Raw genomic sequence first — 15,826 nt, forward strand, 5'->3', positions numbered from 1 at the left:
GGGTCGGGGTGGGGGAGCGGGCCCTCGGCGGGGAGAGCGGTAACCCCCGGCTCAGCCGAGGGCGTTCACCAACGCGGCCACGACCTGACGCTGCTGGTCGTGGGTGATCTGGGGAAAGAGCGGCAGGGACAGGATCTCGGCGGCGGCGCGCTCGGCGTGCGGGAAGTCGCCGCGCGCGTGGCCGAGTCCGCGGTACGCGGGCGTCAGATGGACCGGGTCCGGATAGTGCACCCCGGCCCCGATGCCGCTCGCGTTCAGCTTGCCCACCACCGCGTCGCGGTCCGCGCCCGGGACGCGCACCACGTACAGGTGCCACACATGGGTGTTGCCGTCGGCCGTCGTGGGGCGGACCACGCGGCCGGCCCCGGCGAGCGGCGCGAGCAGCTCGTCGTAGCGGGCGGCCGCCTGCCGCCGGGCCTCGTTCCCGGCGGCGAGACGGCGCAGCTTCGCCCGCAGCACCACGGCCTGCAGTCCGTCGAGCCGGCTGTTGAACCCGGGCACGTCGTGCCGGTACTTGGCCACTCCGCCGTGGTTGGCGACCGCCCGCACCAGGGCCGCGGCCTCCGGGTCGTCGGTGAGGACCGCGCCCGCGTCGCCGTAGGCGCCGAGGTTCTTGCCCGGGTAGAAGCTGGTGGCGGCGATGCCGCCGCTGCCGGGGGTACGGCCGTGCCGGCTCGCGCCCTGGCTCTGGGCGGCGTCCTCCACGATCGTCACGTGCCCGGGCAGCGCGGCCGCGAGCGCGGCGACGTCGGCGCACTGCCCGTACAGGTGGACCGGCACCACGGCCCGGGTGTTCCCGCCGACCGCGGCCGCGGCGGCCGAGGGATCGATCAGCAGGGTGTCGGGCGCGCAGTCGACCAGGACCGGGCGGGCCCCGGTGCGGTGCACCGCACCGGCGGTGGCGATGAAGGTGTTCGCGGGCAGCACCACCTCGTCGCCCGCGCCGACGCCGCTCGCCCGCAGCGCCAGTTCCAGGGCGTCGGTGCCGTTGGCGACGCCGACGACATGGGCGACGCCGCCGAACTGCGCGTACTCGCGCTCGAAGGCGGCGACCTCCTCGCCGCCGATGAAGGCGGTGTTCGCGAGGACCCGGTCGAAGCCGGCGCGGATCTCCGCCTCGACCTCCGCGTGGGCCGCCTTCAGGTCGACCAGGGGTATCTGGTTCATCAGCCGTTCGCTCCTCGTGCCGGGACCAGCCGGTCCCCCTGGACGGTGGTGCCGTGGGTGGTGTCGTGTGCGAGCTGGTCGAGCGCGGTGGGCGCGGCGGCGCGCAGCCGGCGGGCCGGGGACCCGGCCCACACCTCGCCGGGCGGTACGTCGGCGAGGACCACGGAGCCCATGCCGACCAGCGACCAGGGGCCGATCCCGGTGCCCTCGCGGACCAGCGCGCCCGCGCCGAGATAGGCGCCGCGGCCGACCCGGACGCCGCCGCCGAGGCGCACGCCCGAGGCGACGGTGGCGAAGTCGCCGACCTCGTCGTCGTGGGTGAGCACGGTCTGCGGCATCACCGCGACGTGCCGGCCGACCCGCACGGCCGCGGTGAGCACGGTGTGGGCGAGCAGCACCGTGCCGGGGCCGATCACCGAGGTCGCCGAGACGGCGGCGGTCGGGTGCACCACGGTGGTGTAGCGGTGCTCGGGCAGGCCGAGGCGCCGCACGATCCTGGCCCGCGAGGCGTAGTCGCGCGGGCTGCCCACGCACACCACGAACGAGGCGTCCTTCAGCTTGCGGATCCGCTCGGTGCCGCCGAGCACCGGCACGCCGTCGACCGTGCAGCCGTGCAGCGCCGGGTCGTCGTCGAGATGGCCGGCGAGCGGCAGCCCGGCGGCACGGGCGGCCTGCGCGGTCTCCCGCGCGAAGCCGCCCGCACCGATGATCACGAGCCGTGCGGTCACCGACGGGCCGCCGCTTCCCGCAGGACGGCGACCACGCGGTCCTGCTGCTCCTCGGTCATGGTGTGGAACAGCGGCAGGATCAGCGAGTCGCGGCTGATCCGCTCGGTCACCGGCAGCGCGGCCGCCGGGTGGCCCTCGTAGGCCGGTTCGAGGTGGCTCGCCATGATGCCGCGGCGGGCCGAGACCCCGGCCTCGGCGAGCAGCGCGAGCAGCTCGTCGCGGCCCACCGGGAAGTCGTCGCCGAGCAGTACCCAGTACGACTGGAAGTTGCCCTCGCCGTACGCCGGGTCGCGCACCGGCTTCAGGCCGGCCACGTCCGCGAGCGACTCGGTGTAGCGGGCGGCCAGTTCGCGGCGCCGGGCGACCAGCGCGTCCAGCTTCTCCAGCTGGGCGAGGCCGACCGCGGCCTGGATGTCGGTCATCCGGTAGTTGAACCCGGTCTCCAGATAGCTCTCCAGGACCGGCTTGCCGCTCGCGTGGCGGTCGGCCGCCGACACGTTCATGCCGTGCTCGCGCAGCCGGCGCAGCCGCGCCGCCCACTCGGCGTCGTCGGTGGTGATCATGCCGCCCTCACCGGTGGTGAGCAGCTTGCGCGGATGGAACGACCAGGCCGCGAGGAGCGCGCCCCGGCCGACGGACCCGCCGCCGACGGTCGAGCCGATCGCGCAGGCCGCGTCCTCCACCAGCGGCAGACCCCACTCCCCGCAGGCCGCCCGCAGCGCGCTCACGTCCGCCGGCACGCCGGCCTGGTGGACGACGAGCACCGCCTTGGTGCGGTCGGTGCGGACCGCGTCCACGGTGGCCGCGGTGAGGTTGCCGGTGGCGAGGTCGACGTCCGCGAAGACCGGTTCGGCGCCCACGTACCGGACGGCGTTGGCGGTGGCGATGAACGACAGGGACGGGACGATCACCTCGTCGCCCGGGCCGGCGCCCAGCGCGACGAGCGCCAGGTGCAGGGCGGTGGTGCAGGAGCTGACGGCCACGCCGTGGGCGGCCCCGACCCGCTCGGCGAAGGCCTGCTCGAAGGCGGCGACCCGCGGGCCCTGGGCCACCCAGCCGGAACGGACGGCGTCGGCGGCGGCCGTCGCCTCCTCCTCGCCCAGCCACGGCACCATCACCGGGATCCGCGCCGGCTCCGCCGCGGCCCGCTCGGCGGCCCGGTCGGCGTCGGTCGCGGTGGCGCCCTTCTCGGCCCGCCACCAGTCGACCAGGTCCTTGAGGCCCGTGCGCAGGTCGATCTCCGACTTGAAGCCGAGCCGCTCCTCCGCCCGCGCGGTGTCCGCGAGCCGCCGGGTGACGCCGTTGACCGCGCGCGCCGGGCCGTGCACCGGCTCCAGGTCCGAGCCCATGACGTCGAGCAGCGCGTCCGCGAGCTCGCGCAGCGAGGTCTCGGTGGCGCTGGCCACGTTGAACACCTCGTCCGTCACGTCCGCGCGGGCCGCCAGGACGTTGGCCCTGGCGATGTCCCGGACGTCGACGAAGTCCATCGTCTGCGTGCCGTCGCCGAGGATCAGCGGCGGCTCGCCCGCCTCGATCCGCTCCATCCAGCGGATCAGCACCTCCGTGTACAGGCCGTGGATGTCCATCCGCGGCCCGTACACGTTGAAGTAGCGCAGCGCCACGTAGTCCAGGCCGTACATGGCGTGGAAGCTGCGCAGCATCCCCTCGTTGAAGGCCTTGGCCGCGCCGTAGAACGTGTCGTTGTTGTACGGGTGGTGGCGCTCGTCCGTCGGGAAGGACTCGGCGAGGCCGTACACCGAGGCCGACGACGAGGCGATGACCTTGCCGACCCCGGCCGCCGCCGCGGCCTCCAGGACGTTGAACGTGCCGTCGACCATCACCTCGTTGGCGAGCCGCGGCTCCTCCGCGCACTGGGTGATGCGGATCGCCGCCAGGTGGAAGACCAGATCCGCGCCCTCGGTCACCCGGCGCACGGTGCCGGCGTCACGGATGTCGCCCTCGACGAGCCGGACCCGCCCCGAGCCCATCGCCCGGGCCAGGTTGGCCCGGCGGCCGCGGACCAGGTTGTCGAGCACGACGACCTCGTCCGCACCGCCCTCGACGAGCAGGTCCGTCACATGGGAACCGATGGTGCCGGCCCCGCCGGTGACCAGGATCCGCTTGCCCCGAAAGTCGCTCAACGCCGTTCTCCCGCCGTTTCGTTCATGTTCTTCAGGGACCGGTCGGCGCCGGTCCGCAGGCCGACGACCGCACCGCGGAACTCCAGGCTCCGCGACGCCGCCTCCAGAATGTCCAGGACCCGCAGGCCCGCCCGCCCGTCCGTCAGCGGCGCCCGCCGCTCGCTGATCGCCGCCGCGAACTCGTCGACCATGCTGCGCAGCGCCTCCTTCTCGCTGATCGCCGGCGCGACCATGTCGCCGCTGCGGTACGAGATGAGGGCCTCGCGGCGCTCGTCGGCGCCCAGGTCCTGCGGCGTCGCCAGGTCCACCCCGCGGTCGAACAGCGCCACGCGCTGCGCCGGGTTGAGGTCGTCCCAGACCAGCGTGCGCTTGGCGCCGCCGACCATGGTGGTGCGGACCTTCGTCGGGGACAGCCAGTTGACGTGCACGTGCGCGATGGCGCCGGTGTTGAGCTGGAGCGTGAGGTAGGTGATGCAGTCCTGGCCCGCGCCGATCGGGTCCGCGCCGTGCGCGGCGACCGCCACCGGCTCGACGTGCTCGGGCAGGATGAAGTCGAGGATCGACAGGTCGTGCGGGGCGAGGTCCCACAGCACGTCGATGTCCTTCTGGACCAGACCCAGGTTGATCCGCACCGAGTCCACGTAGTGGATGTCCCCGAGCGCGCCCTCGTGCACCAGCTCGCGGATCTTCGCCACGGCCGGCGTGTAGCAGTAGGTGTGGTCGCACATCAGCGTCAGACCGCGCTCCTCCGCCTCGGCGACCAGGCGCGCCCCGTCCGCGTAGGTGGTGGCGAGCGGCTTCTCGACGAGCACGTGCTTTCCCGCGCGCAGCGCGGCGAGCGCCACGTCCAGGTGGGTGCCGGCCGGGGTGGCGACGGCGACCGCGTGCACCCCGGGGTCGGCGAGCACGGCCGCGTAGTCGTCGGTGGCCTGCACGGTGGAGTAGCCGCCGAGGACCCGCTGGGCGCGCGTGACGTCGAGGTCGCACAGCCAGCGCAGCCGGAAGCGGTCACTGGACTGGAAGTTGCGGACGAGGTTGGGACCCCAGTAGCCGGCGCCTATGACGGCGACTCCCAGCCGCTCGTCGGCTCGGTCGGCGTCGTTCAACGTGTGCCCCCTCAAAGTGAATTGCCTGTAGGTGTGCCGCTGCCCGGCCATGTCAGTAGGCGCCCGTCCCGCGCAGCACGGCCGGGCCGGTGCGCAGCAGGATCACCGTGTCCAGGCCGAGCGACCAGTTGTCCACGTACGCCAGGTCGAGGCGCACGGCCTCCTCCCACGGCAGGTCGGAGCGGCCGCTGACCTGCCACAGGCCGGTCAGGCCCGGCTTCACGAGCAGCCGGCGGCGCACCTCGTGGCTGTAGCCGGCGACCTCCTCGGGCAGCGGCGGGCGCGGCCCGATCAGCGACATACGGCCCGTCAGCACGTTGATGAGCTGCGGGAGTTCGTCGAGCGAGTAGCGGCGCAGGGTGGCCCCGACCCGGGTGACGCGCGGATCGTCGCGGACCTTGAACAGCAGGCCGTCGCTGTTGTGATTGGCGTGCGCGAGTTCCGCCCGGCGGGCCTCCGCGTCCGGCCGCATCGTGCGGAACTTCAGCATCGTGAAGTGCTTGCCGTGCAGGCCGACCCGCACCTGCCGGAAGAGCGCCGGTCCCCGGCTGCCGAGCCGCACGGTCAGCGCGACGGCGCACATCAGCGGGGAGAGCAGCAGGAGCAGCACGGCCGCGATCAGCCGTTCCGCCAGCTCCTTGGGCAGCCGCGAGATCCGGGAGAGCCGCGGCGCGCGGACGTGGATCAGGGGGACGCCGCCGACCGGCCGCACGTCGAGCCGGGCGGCCGCCACGTCGCCGAACGAGGGCGCGATCAGGAAGTCGCCCCCGGCGGCGGCCGTGCTCCAGGCGAGCCGGCGCAGCATGCCGGCGTCGATCTCCGGCGACGGCAGCACCACGACCGCGGTGCCGCCGCCGAAGGCCCTTATGGCGCGCGGGACTTCGTCGACGCCACCGAGCACCGGCACCCCGAACCGGGCCACCTCCTCGGCGTCCTCGGCCCCGAGCGGATCCGTCAGGCACACCCCGGCCAGCTCCATGCCCTGGAGCACGGCCGCCGCGGGCGCGCCCGGCCGGCTGTCGCGGGTGAGCGCGGTGAGCAGCTCGGCGACCCCGGCCGACGGGCCGACCAGGACCGCGGTGGTCCGGTCCTGGCCGCGCGCCCAGCGCGTGCGCAGCCGGCGGCGCAGCGCGAACCGGACGGCGAGCGACAGCGCGGCGGCGAGCGGCGCCGCCAGGATCATCTCGTGCAGCAGGTCCAGATCCCCCGCGAGCCCCCAGCCGAGCCCCGCGGCCAGTGCCGGAAGCACCAGGGCGGCGCGCAGCACCCGCAGATAGAGCTCGCTCCCGGAGCCGAACGACGCCGGCGCGTAGCCCCGGTGCGCGGCCGTCGCCACGGCCCACGCCGCCGGCAGCCCGAGGACGACCGGCCAGTGGCCGCCCGTCCGCAGCACGAGCAGCGCCGCGGCCACGGCCCCGGTGACGTCCGCGGCCAGCAGGACGAGCTGATGTCTCCTCCGCCACCACGGGCGGTGGACACCGGAACGGCCGGAGAGTTCCGAATGATCAGCATGGTCCGCGTGGTCCGTGTGATCGATGTGGTCAGAGTGGTCGATGTGTGTGGATTCGACTCGATGCCGCTCATGCGTGACCGGCAGGACGGTCATCCATTCCCCCCAAGGGCGCTTCGCACGCACCCCGGCGCGGCCGCTCGACGCACCTACCCCCCGACGCGGCCGCGAGCGCACGGCTCATGGGCAGCGGACAGGGGAAGGGCGGCGACGGTCGGCGAGGGTACGCGGCTCTTCCGCCTGACTGAACGGTGCGGACCGAGTCGCAAGTCTCCCCAGCCACGGCCGGGTCCGCACAGGACGCAGAATCCGCCCGGGACACGATGTGTTCGCGACCGAGCGGATCCGGCGACGCTCAATCTAGACCAACTGGGGCAGGTCATCCAGGAGTTGTGTGAAACTCCTACCGATACTTGAAGGAACTGTAAGAGTCGGACGGGTTGGTCATACTGGGCCCGTGCCCAGCATCGTGATCCCCGCCCACAACGAGGAACGCACGCTCGCGCGGCTCCTCGACGGCCTCCTGGACGGCGCCGCGGACGGCGAGTTCGACGTCCTGGTCGTGTGCAACGGCTGTACGGACGCCACCGCGGCCGTCGCCGCCGGCTACGGCCCGCGCGTGCGCGTCGTCGAGACGCCCCTCCCCTCCAAACACCAGGCCCTGCGCCTCGGCGACGAGCACGCCCGCGGCTTCCCGAGGATCTACGTGGACGCCGACGTGGAGCTCGGCGCCGCCGACGTACGGGCCCTCGCCGCCGCCCTCGCCGGGCCGGACCCGGTCCTGGCCGCCGCGCCCGAGCGGCGGCTGCCGATGACCGGCTGCTCCTGGCCCGTGCGCGCCTACTACAAGGTGTGGCAGCGCCTTCCCGCCGTACGGGAGGGGCTGTTCGGGCGCGGGGTGATCGCCATGTCCGGCGAGGGCCACGCCCGGATCGCCGCACTGCCGCCGCTGATGGCCGACGACCTGGCCGCCTCGCTCGCCTTCGGGCCTGCCGAGCGCGCCGTCGTGCCCGCCGCCCGGGTCGTGGTCCGCCCGCCCCGCACCTGGGCGGACCTGATCCGCCGCCGGATCCGGGCCGCCACCTCCACCGCCCAACTGGAGGACCAGCAGCGCGAGTCGGCTCCCGCGGGCCGGGGCGCGCCGCCCTCGGCCCGTACCGGCCTCGGCGACCTGCGCGCGCTCCTGCGCGCCGAGCCCACCCTGCTCCCCGCCCTGCTCGTCTTCGTCACGGCGGCGCTCGTGGCGCGCCGGGGGGCACGCAGGGCGATCCGGGCGCGTGACTTCGACACCTGGCTCAGGGACGAGAGCAGCAGGGAGGGCTGACCGCCCCTGCCGTGCCTCCGGGCGCCCGGGCACGCGCCCGGGCGCCCGGCGCGCCGTCCCGGCGGATCCACCGGTTCCGGCCCGTCGGTGATCAACGCCGCTTACGCTGCTCGTGATCACGCCGAGGAGGCCCTTGATGACGTACCGGATGCGGGGGCGGCGCGCCGCCACCCTGGTGGCGGCGCTCGCCGTCTGCGCCGCCTGGCTCACGGGCCCGAGCGCCCGGGCCGAGGAACCGGCCGCCGCCGGGCCCCTCACCACCGCGACCCGCTTCTACGTCGACCCCGACAGCCGGGCCGCCCGGCAGGCCGCCGCCGACGAGCTCCAGGGCGACACCGGCAACGCGGCGAACATGGCGCGGCTCGCCGCGCTGCCGCAGGCCAGATGGTTCACCGCGGGCAGCGCCGAGCAGGTCCGCGCCGACGCCGCGGCGCTGCTCGACAAGGCCCGGGCCGCCGGCCAGGTGCCCGTCATCGTCGCCTACGACATCCCCGGCCGCGACTGCGGCAGCTACTCCGGCGGCGGCGCGCCGAGCTCCGCCGCGTACCGGCAGTGGATCGACGGCCTCGCCCAGGGCATCGGCGCCGGCCCCGCGCTCGTCGTCGTGGAGCCCGACGGGCTCGCCCTGCTGCCCAAGGACTGCGCCGGATCCGGCGACCCGGGCGGCACGCTCACCGCCGCCCGCCTCGCCGACCTGAACTACGCGGTGACGGCCCTCAAGGCAGCGGGCCCCGGCACCGCCGTCTACCTCGACGGCGGCAACAGCAAGTGGCGGGCCGTCGGCGACATGGCCCAGCGGCTGATCGACGCCGGCGTGGCCCGCGCCGACGGCTTCTCGCTCGACGTCTCCAACTTCCAGCCGACCGGCAACCTCGACCGCTACGGCACCTGGGTCGCCAAGTGCGTGTGGTTCGCCACCCGCGGGCCCGCCTGGGGCCGCGGCCACACCGACTGGTGCGCCACCCAGTACTGGTCCGCCGCCGCGCCCAACGACGGCCGGCCCGGCAACGCGGTCGACGCCGAGGACCCGAGCACCTGGCACTGGACCGACGCCTGGTACGACCAGGCCGCCGGGAACCCTCCCGCCGGCGAGCTGGCCCACTTCGTGGTCGACACCAGCCGCAACGGCCTCGGCCCCTGGACCCCGGCCCCGGGCGCGTACACCGGCGACGCGGAGACCTGGTGCAACCCGCCCGGCCGCGGTCTCGGCCCGCGCCCGACCGCCGACACCGGGGTGCCGCTCGCCGACGCCTATCTGTACATCAAGATCGTCGGCGAGTCCGACGGCAGCTGCACCCGCGGCACCGGCGGCACCATCGACCCCGAGTACGGCGTCGTCGACCCGCCGGCCGGCGCCTGGTGGCCGGAGCTCGCCCACACCCTGGCACGCAACGCCCAGCCCGCCCTGCTGCCCTGAACGGCTCCCGCCGAAACCCCGGACGGCCGGACCCTCGACGCGGGGCCGGTCCCTGAGCGATGATCACGCCCGCACCACACCACCCCCCGCACGACCCTCACATCCCACAAACGGGAGGACGTTGATGGCACGCCGCACATCCCGCGGCCTGATCGCCGCGGCCACCGCCACCGTGGCCCTGATCGCCCCGGCCGGCCTCGCCTCCGCCACCGGAGCCGCCCCCGCGGCCACCGGCCCGCAGGCCCGCGTCTTCATGGTCAACCCCGTGCAGTCCTCGGGCGACCAGACGCTCACGGACGACAAGGACGCCGCCGACGCGGTCCCCGCGTCCGCGTACGCCACCGTCGCGCTGCGCAACCTGGACGGCAGCGGCGGCCTCTCCGGCCGCTGGGCCTACGTCCGCTCCGAGACCGGCGCCCCCGCCAAGGTCGCCGACGCCGCCTCGTACAACCGGCACGACGACCAGTTCGAGCAGGTCATGGCGTACTTCTGGGTCAACCAGGCGCAGGAGTACCTCCAGGGCCTCGGCTTCGGCAGCGAGCTGCCCGGCGCCAACGACCGGCCGATGCCGGTGCGGATCAGCCAGTGGGGCAAGGACAACTCCTTCTTCACCGACAAGAAGGACGAGATCCGCTTCGGCAAGGGCGGCGTCGACGACGCCGAGGACGCCGAGGTCATCGTCCACGAGTACGGCCACTCCGTGCACGAGGCCCAGGTGCCCGGCTTCGGCAGCTCGCCCGAGGCCGGCGCGATCGGCGAGGCGTTCGGCGACTACCTGGCCGTCGAGGTCGGCAGCGACGCCGCCACCCGCTACGGCTGGCCCGTGAAGACGGACCTCGCCTGCGTCGGCGACTGGGACTCCGTTACCTACAGCGACGCCCCGCACTGCCTGCGCCGCGTCGACGGCACCAAGGTCTACGCCGACCGGGTCGGCGAGGTGCACGCCGACGGCGAGATCTGGTCCCGCGCCCTGTGGGACATCCGCGGCGCGCTCGGCGCCCGTACCGCCGACCGGATCATCGTGAACGCCCAGTTCGGTTTCAAGCCGGACACGTCGTTCGAGGACGCGGCCAAGCAGACGATCGCCACCGCGCAGAAGATGAACGGCCAGAAGGCGGCGGACGCGGTCCGCGCGGCCTTCCACGCCCGCCAGATCCCGGGCGTCTAGCCCGGACGCCGAGGGCCTGGGCCGAGGGCCGGACCCGAGGACCAAAGGGGCAGGGATCCCTGCCCCGAATTCTGCCCCGTGGCGGCTGACAGCCGCCACGGGGCATCGGGTCGAGTGGGGCTGCCGCATCCTGAAAGGCAGTTCCCTTGTCCCAGCGCGAACATCACCCCGACCAGACCACCAGCACCCGGTCCCCGGCACCACGCGTCCAGGCCCCCCTGGACCAGGCCGGCATCCTCGCACTCCAGCGCAGCGCGGGCAACGCCGCGGTGCTGCACATGCTGCAACTCAGCGGATACCCCTTCGCCCAGCCGTCCACCCGCGAAGAGCACCGGCACGGCGCCGGCTGCGGCCACACCCAGGACGCCGGGCCCGCCGTGCAGCGTTCCGCCGTCCACGACGTGCTGAAGGGGAACGGCCGTCCGCTCGACGCCCCGGTCCGTGACGAGATGGAAGCCCGGCTCGGCGCCGACTTCTCCGACGTCCGCATCCACGACGACAGCGCCGCCCGCGCCTCCGCCACCGAGGTCGGCGCCCGCGCCTACACCAGTGGGCAGCACATCGTCATCGGCGACGGAGGCAACGACAGGCACACCCTCGCCCACGAACTCACCCACGTCATCCAGCAGCGCCAGGGCCCGGTGGCGGGCACGGACAACGGCGCCGGACTGAAGGTCTCCGACCCCTCCGACCGCTTCGAGCGGGAGGCCGAGGCCAACGCCGTCCGCGTCATGAGCGGCCAGGCTCCCGACGTCCAGCGGGCGACGGCCGGCGACACGGCACGCGAGACGGGCGGCGCGGACCGGTCCGCGCCGATCCAGCGGGCCACCGGCGGTGGCCACAGCCAGGGCGACCACGTCTTCAACGCCCTCGGCGCGACGGGCCTAAGGGTCGCGGCTGCGATCAACGCCGCCATGAAGACCTTTCTGGAGAACGTGGACGGCGGAGTCAAAACGATCACGAGGGCGGCGAAGGGAGAGCCCGGGACGGCGGATCACCGGCCCGCGGGACCTCTTTTCCAGAACAAGTCGAACAGGTTGCGGAATGTGGCGGCGCGGGTGAGTCGACTCCGTGCCGCGGCGACGGCCGCCGAAGCGCTCGGCCACCCGTCGGACACCACCGCGGCGCACTATTCGTTCATCGCGACCCTTCCCACCACAGGCGGGCCGGCGGACGACGCCAACTCCCTGATCTACGGAGATTTCAGCAGGCGTCTCGTCGAACTGGCCGAAACGGTCGGAGAGTTGGAGCCCCAGTGGGCGGACAACGCGGGCACCTGGGCGATTCCCGCCGACTACCTCGCCGGTGCCGGAGGCTGGACGACGTTTCTGGCGTCGAAGATCTTCGACGACGATGCGCGCGCCAGGGTGAGGGCGGAGCGCGTCGGAGGCCGAGTGGCGGCGTTCGAGGCGTGGCTCGCCGAAAGCAAGACACGCTACGCCACCCTTTACGCGAGCATCATCGAGGCGCTGCAAGAAGCCCGCGCATTCGTGATGTGGGTCGACGGCATGCAGCGAAACACCTTCCACGACCCGGCTTCGACCTACGAGACGCACGCCGGCGAGGCCCCCGCTCTCCTCGACCCGCCGGGCAACGGCGGCGCGGGCGGTGCGGGCTGACGGACCCTAGCGCGTGAGCGGCACGCGCCGGAAGGCGATCGTCTCGTACGGGCCGCGCTCACCCGTCTCGTACAGCACCCCCACCGTCCGCGCGTCCACCCGGACCAGGTCCGAGTAGCCGGCCGGGCGGTCGGAGAGCGTGAGCGCCGGGGCGAAGGTGCGGCCGCCGTCCGCGCTGGTCCACAGGGCCGGGGCGCGGCGGGCGGTCGGCACCGAGGGCGCGGAGAACAGCAGCCGGCCGGAGTCCAGGGCCAGCAGGCCGCCCTCCACGACCGGTACGGCGTCGAGCGAGCGCTGGGGGGCGAACGGCCGGTCGAGGCTCGCGCCGCCGTCGTCCGAGGTGCTGTCGGCCCGGTTGCCGGGGGCGCTGCCGAGCTGGTCGCGGGCAGTGAAGTAGAGCCGCCCGTCCGGGAGTTCGGCCACCGCCGACTCGTTGGTGTCGACCGTTCCCTCGTACGACTCGTCGGCGAGACCGATCCGCCAGCTGTGCCCGCCGTCGTCGCTCAGCAGCGCGTGCGATCCGTACCAGCGCGGCTCGCGGCCGGTGCCGGAGGAGCCCGGCGGGGGAGCGGCCGAGTGGTCGGCGGGCACGACGAGCCGGCCGGCGTGCGGGCCGTGGGTCAGCGCCGTGGCGTGGCCGGGGCCGGTCGCGTACCAGCGCCAGCCTGGCTTGCTCACCGAGGGCGTGATCTCCCGGGGCGCCGAGAAGCTCCGCCCGTCGTCGGCGCTGCGCTGCACGTACACCCGCCGCCCGCGCTCCTTCGTCACCCGGCCGGCCAGGATCGCCGACTCCGTCACGGCGCCGGCGTTGCCCGTCGACAGCAGCACCACCTCGCCGCTCGCCGGATCGACGACCGGCGCCGGATTGCCCCGGGTGTCCCCGCGTCCGGCGGCCACGGTCCGCCGCGGCCCCCAGGTGCAGCCGCCGTCGGCCGAGCGCCGCAGCACGATGTCGACGGCGCCCGCGTCCCCGGCGCCGCGCACCCGGCCCTCGGCGAAGGCGAGCAGGGTGCCTGCGGGGGTGCGGACGACGGCCGGTATGCGGTACGCGGCGTAGCCGCCGCTCCCCGAGACGTACGGGACCGAGGACACGCACCCGTGCTCGGCCGCGTTCTCGCGCGCGTCGCCCGCGGTCACCGCGCCTGTGCCCACCGCGCCCACGGCCAGGGCGGCCAGCGCCGCCGCGTACCACCGCCGTGCCCCTCGACCTCCGCCACCACGCATGCGGACACCGCACCGCGCGCGAGCGGCGTGCGTGTCAACTCCGCGCCAACGCACGGGAGTCGGCGGTGGAAGAGGAGGCGAACGGCGGCTCAGCTGTCGAAGCCGAGGCCCGCCCGGTCCAGGGTGCGCAGCCACAGATTGCGGCGGCCCTCCTGCGCGTCGGCGCGGGCGAGGGACCACTGGGTGATGCCGATGCCGAGCGAGCGCACCGGCTCGGGCGGGAACGGTAGCGGCTTGCGGCGCACCATTTCCAGAGAGGTCCGCTCGGTGCGCTCGCCGGCCAGCAGGTCGAGCATGACCTCGGCGCCGAAGCGGGTGGCGCCCACCCCGAGACCGGTGTAGCCGGCCGCGTACGCCACCCGGCCGCGGTGGCTGGTGTCGAAGAAGACGCAGAAGCGCGTGCTGGTGTCGATGGCCCCGCCCCACGCGTGGCTGAACCGGACGCCGGCGAGCTGCGGGAAGGTCTCGGCGAAGTGCCGGGCCAGGGTCGCGAAGGTCTCGTGGCGCTGGTCCCGCTCGGCGCGCACCCCGCCGCCGTAGCGGTAGACGGCGTCGAAGCCGCCCCACAGGATCCGGTTGTCGGCGGAGAGCCGGACGTAGTGGAAGCGGTTGGCGCAGTCGGCGAAGCCCTGCCGGTTGCGCCAGCCCACGGCGGCGAGCTGATCGTCCGTCAGGGGCTCGGTCATCAGCGCGTAGTCGTAGACCGGGACGGTGTACGGGCGGTGCCGGCGCAGCAGGGAGGGGTAGGCGTTGGTGGCCAGCGCGACCCGCCGGGCCCGCACCCGGCCGTAGGGCGTGGTCACCGCGATCCGCGCGCCGTCCTCGGTGAGCCGGGTGCCCGGCGTGTGCTCGTACACCCGGACGTCGAGGTCCTGGCACGCCCGCTTGAGGCCCCAGGCGAGGCGGGCCGGGTTGACCATGGCGACGCCGTCCTTGTTCCACACGCCGCCGAGGAAGGAGGGTGAGTCGATCTCGGCGCGCACGGCGGCCTCGTCGAGCAGCGCGACCTCGGCGCCGTACCGCGCGGCGGCCTCGGCTTCCTCCTTCAGGCCGTCGAGCTGGTACGGCTCCGTCGCCACGACCAGCGAGCCGGTGCGCTCCCAGTCGCAGTCGATGCCGTGCCGGGTCAGCGTGTCCTCGATGGCCTGGAGGTTCTCCCGGCCGAGCCGCTCAAGCCGGTCGATCTCGCCGGGCCAGCGGGCGATGCCGTTGCCGAGCCCGTGCGTCAGGCTCGACTCGCAGAAGCCGCCGTTCCGTCCGGACGCGGCGCCCCCGACCTCGCCCGCCTCGATCAGCACCACGTCGGCGGACGGGTCCCGCTCCTTCGCGATCAGCGCGGTCCACAGCCCGCTGTAGCCGCCGCCGACCACGAGCAGATCGCAGTCGACGGCGCCGACGAGAGCGGGCGCGGCGGGCGGCCGGTGGTCGGCGTCGTCCAGCCAGAAGGGGGTGGGCGAGGCGTCCCGGAGCGCGTGTACGGGGTCCATGGGCGGTGCTCCTTCGGATCGCGGAGGCGGGCCAGGAGGCCGCGGGCCTCCGAAGTGCCGCCATGAGACCGGTCGGGGCGAATCTTCGTCAATGGTGTTGACATAAGCGCGCGCACCGGAGCCCGGCCAAGGGCCAGGCCGGTGCTAGCCCTGCCGGTGCGCCGCCAGCCGTGCCCCCACCGCGTCCAGCATCAGTTCCAGGGCGAACGGGTGGCCGCTGTCCCGCATGTCCGCCGCGAGCAGCGGATACGTCGCCGCCACATGGGGATGGGTGTCGGCCGGGAGCTTGCCGTAGGCGGCGTGCCAGACCTGCTCGTCGGCCTCGCGGGCCGGCTCGGGCAGGGCGAGGGCGGCGGCGTCGAGGGCGGCGAAGGCGAGGGCCTGGTCGACGAAGGCGTGGTAGATGCGGACCGCCTCGGCGTCCGGGAAGCCGGCCCGGCGCAGCACGCCGAGGATCGACTCGACGGCACGCATCTCGTGCGTCCGGCCTGTCGTGCGGTGCGCCGCGAGGGCGGCGACCTGGGGGTGGGCGAGATAGGCGGCGTGGATGCGCGAGGCGATCTCGCGCAGGTCGGCGCGCCAGTCCCCGGTCGCCCGCCAGCCCGCCTGCGCGCGTCCGACCATCTCGTCGGCGAGCGCGAGCAGCAGGTCGTCGGTGTTGCGGAAGTAGCGGTACAGCGCGCTGGGGTCGGCGCCAAGGGCGGCGCCGAGCCGCCGCACCGACAGCGCCTCCGCGCCGTGCTGCGCGACCAGGCGCAGCGCCGTCTCGACGATCACCCGCTCGGAGAGCACGGTGCCCTGCTTCGTGGGGCGGCGGCGCTGCCGCCGGTCCTCGGGAACCACTCGTTCGGCCATGGCCGGACCCTACCCGGGCACGCCTTACGACAACACCCTTGACGTGTTGACGGCGGCGGCTGTTCCATGGCGCACCTCGG

General features: G+C 74.5%; 12 protein-coding genes. 4 read left to right on the forward strand and 8 right to left on the reverse strand.

Features of this window, described 5'->3' with window-relative positions:
• Positions 1-51: 51 nt before the first annotated feature.
• The 5 genes from ACFYU9_RS15345 to ACFYU9_RS15365 are packed head-to-tail and all read right to left on the reverse strand — an operon-like array spanning position 52 to position 6,553.
• On the reverse strand, positions 52-1,167 hold the full coding sequence (locus tag ACFYU9_RS15345) for a DegT/DnrJ/EryC1/StrS family aminotransferase (RefSeq protein WP_389217599.1): 1,116 nt from the start codon (positions 1,165-1,167) through the stop codon (positions 52-54).
• A complete protein-coding gene (locus tag ACFYU9_RS15350; RefSeq protein ID WP_389217602.1) occupies positions 1,167-1,895 on the reverse strand; it encodes a NeuD/PglB/VioB family sugar acetyltransferase in 729 nt (242 codons plus the stop codon). Before ACFYU9_RS15350 ends, ACFYU9_RS15345 begins: the two co-directional genes overlap by 1 nt.
• Positions 1,892-4,036, reverse strand: coding sequence for an aminotransferase class I/II-fold pyridoxal phosphate-dependent enzyme (locus ACFYU9_RS15355; protein WP_389344963.1), 2,145 nt, complete (start codon positions 4,034-4,036; stop codon positions 1,892-1,894). The genes ACFYU9_RS15350 and ACFYU9_RS15355 overlap by 4 nt, the downstream gene beginning before the upstream one ends.
• Positions 4,033-5,142 (reverse strand): Gfo/Idh/MocA family protein, encoded by a 1,110-nt coding sequence (locus ACFYU9_RS15360; protein WP_389344965.1) that lies wholly within the window; start codon positions 5,140-5,142, stop codon positions 4,033-4,035. Before ACFYU9_RS15360 ends, ACFYU9_RS15355 begins: the two co-directional genes overlap by 4 nt.
• A 52-nt stretch (positions 5,143-5,194) precedes the next feature.
• On the reverse strand, positions 5,195-6,553 hold the full coding sequence (locus ACFYU9_RS15365) for a sugar transferase (protein WP_389344967.1): 1,359 nt from the start codon (positions 6,551-6,553) through the stop codon (positions 5,195-5,197).
• A gap of 556 nt (positions 6,554-7,109) precedes the next feature.
• On the opposite strand from ACFYU9_RS15365, the gene ACFYU9_RS15370 reads away from it, so the two are divergent.
• The 4 genes from ACFYU9_RS15370 to ACFYU9_RS15385 all read left to right on the forward strand — a co-directional run bounded on the left by ACFYU9_RS15370 (position 7,110) and on the right by ACFYU9_RS15385 (position 12,180).
• The gene (locus ACFYU9_RS15370; RefSeq protein ID WP_389344969.1) at positions 7,110-7,976 is read left to right on the forward strand and encodes a glycosyltransferase family 2 protein; all 867 of its coding nucleotides are present in this window, start codon (positions 7,110-7,112) and stop codon (positions 7,974-7,976) included.
• A 136-nt stretch (positions 7,977-8,112) separates the two neighbouring features.
• Complete coding sequence (locus tag ACFYU9_RS15375; RefSeq protein ID WP_389344971.1) at positions 8,113-9,393, forward strand: glycoside hydrolase family 6 protein; 1,281 nt, start codon at positions 8,113-8,115, stop codon at positions 9,391-9,393.
• 124 nt (positions 9,394-9,517) lie between these two features.
• Positions 9,518-10,561, forward strand: a complete 1,044-nt coding sequence (locus tag ACFYU9_RS15380; protein ID WP_389217621.1) for a M4 family metallopeptidase — start codon at positions 9,518-9,520, stop codon at positions 10,559-10,561.
• A 278-nt stretch (positions 10,562-10,839) separates the two neighbouring features.
• A complete protein-coding gene (locus ACFYU9_RS15385) occupies positions 10,840-12,180 on the forward strand; it encodes a DUF4157 domain-containing protein (protein ID WP_389345306.1) in 1,341 nt (446 codons plus the stop codon).
• Positions 12,181-12,186: 6 nt separating this feature from the next.
• On the opposite strand, the gene ACFYU9_RS15390 is transcribed toward ACFYU9_RS15385, so the two are convergent.
• The 3 genes from ACFYU9_RS15390 to ACFYU9_RS15400 all read right to left on the reverse strand — a co-directional run bounded on the left by ACFYU9_RS15390 (position 12,187) and on the right by ACFYU9_RS15400 (position 15,746).
• Positions 12,187-13,404, reverse strand: coding sequence for an exo-alpha-sialidase (locus ACFYU9_RS15390; RefSeq protein WP_389344973.1), 1,218 nt, complete (start codon positions 13,402-13,404; stop codon positions 12,187-12,189).
• Positions 13,405-13,493: 89 nt separating this feature from the next.
• Positions 13,494-14,891 (reverse strand): NAD(P)/FAD-dependent oxidoreductase, encoded by a 1,398-nt coding sequence (locus ACFYU9_RS15395; RefSeq protein ID WP_389217627.1) that lies wholly within the window; start codon positions 14,889-14,891, stop codon positions 13,494-13,496.
• Positions 14,892-15,035: 144 nt separating this feature from the next.
• The gene (locus tag ACFYU9_RS15400) at positions 15,036-15,746 is read right to left on the reverse strand and encodes a TetR/AcrR family transcriptional regulator (protein WP_389217630.1); all 711 of its coding nucleotides are present in this window, start codon (positions 15,744-15,746) and stop codon (positions 15,036-15,038) included.
• Between the last annotated feature and the right edge of the window lie 80 nt (positions 15,747-15,826).

The organism is Streptomyces sp. NPDC004327 (genome assembly GCF_042873935.1).
Lineage (GTDB): Bacteria > Actinomycetota > Actinomycetes > Streptomycetales > Streptomycetaceae > Streptomyces.

Bases quoted from the DNA above. Each gene is read 5' to 3' on its own strand.
- ACFYU9_RS15345 (WP_389217599.1), bottom strand. From the start codon at position 1,167: ATGAACCAGATACCCCTGGTCGACCTGAAGGCGGCCCACGCGGAGGTC.
- ACFYU9_RS15375 (WP_389344971.1), top strand. From the start codon at position 8,113: ATGACGTACCGGATGCGGGGGCGGCGCGCCGCCACCCTGGTGGCGGCG.
- ACFYU9_RS15380 (WP_389217621.1), top strand. From the start codon at position 9,518: ATGGCACGCCGCACATCCCGCGGCCTGATCGCCGCGGCCACCGCCACC.
- ACFYU9_RS15385 (WP_389345306.1), top strand. From the start codon at position 10,840: ATGCTGCAACTCAGCGGATACCCCTTCGCCCAGCCGTCCACCCGCGAA.
- ACFYU9_RS15390 (WP_389344973.1), bottom strand. From the start codon at position 13,404: ATGCGTGGTGGCGGAGGTCGAGGGGCACGGCGGTGGTACGCGGCGGCG.
- ACFYU9_RS15395 (WP_389217627.1), bottom strand. From the start codon at position 14,891: ATGGACCCCGTACACGCGCTCCGGGACGCCTCGCCCACCCCCTTCTGG.
- ACFYU9_RS15400 (WP_389217630.1), bottom strand. From the start codon at position 15,746: ATGGCCGAACGAGTGGTTCCCGAGGACCGGCGGCAGCGCCGCCGCCCC.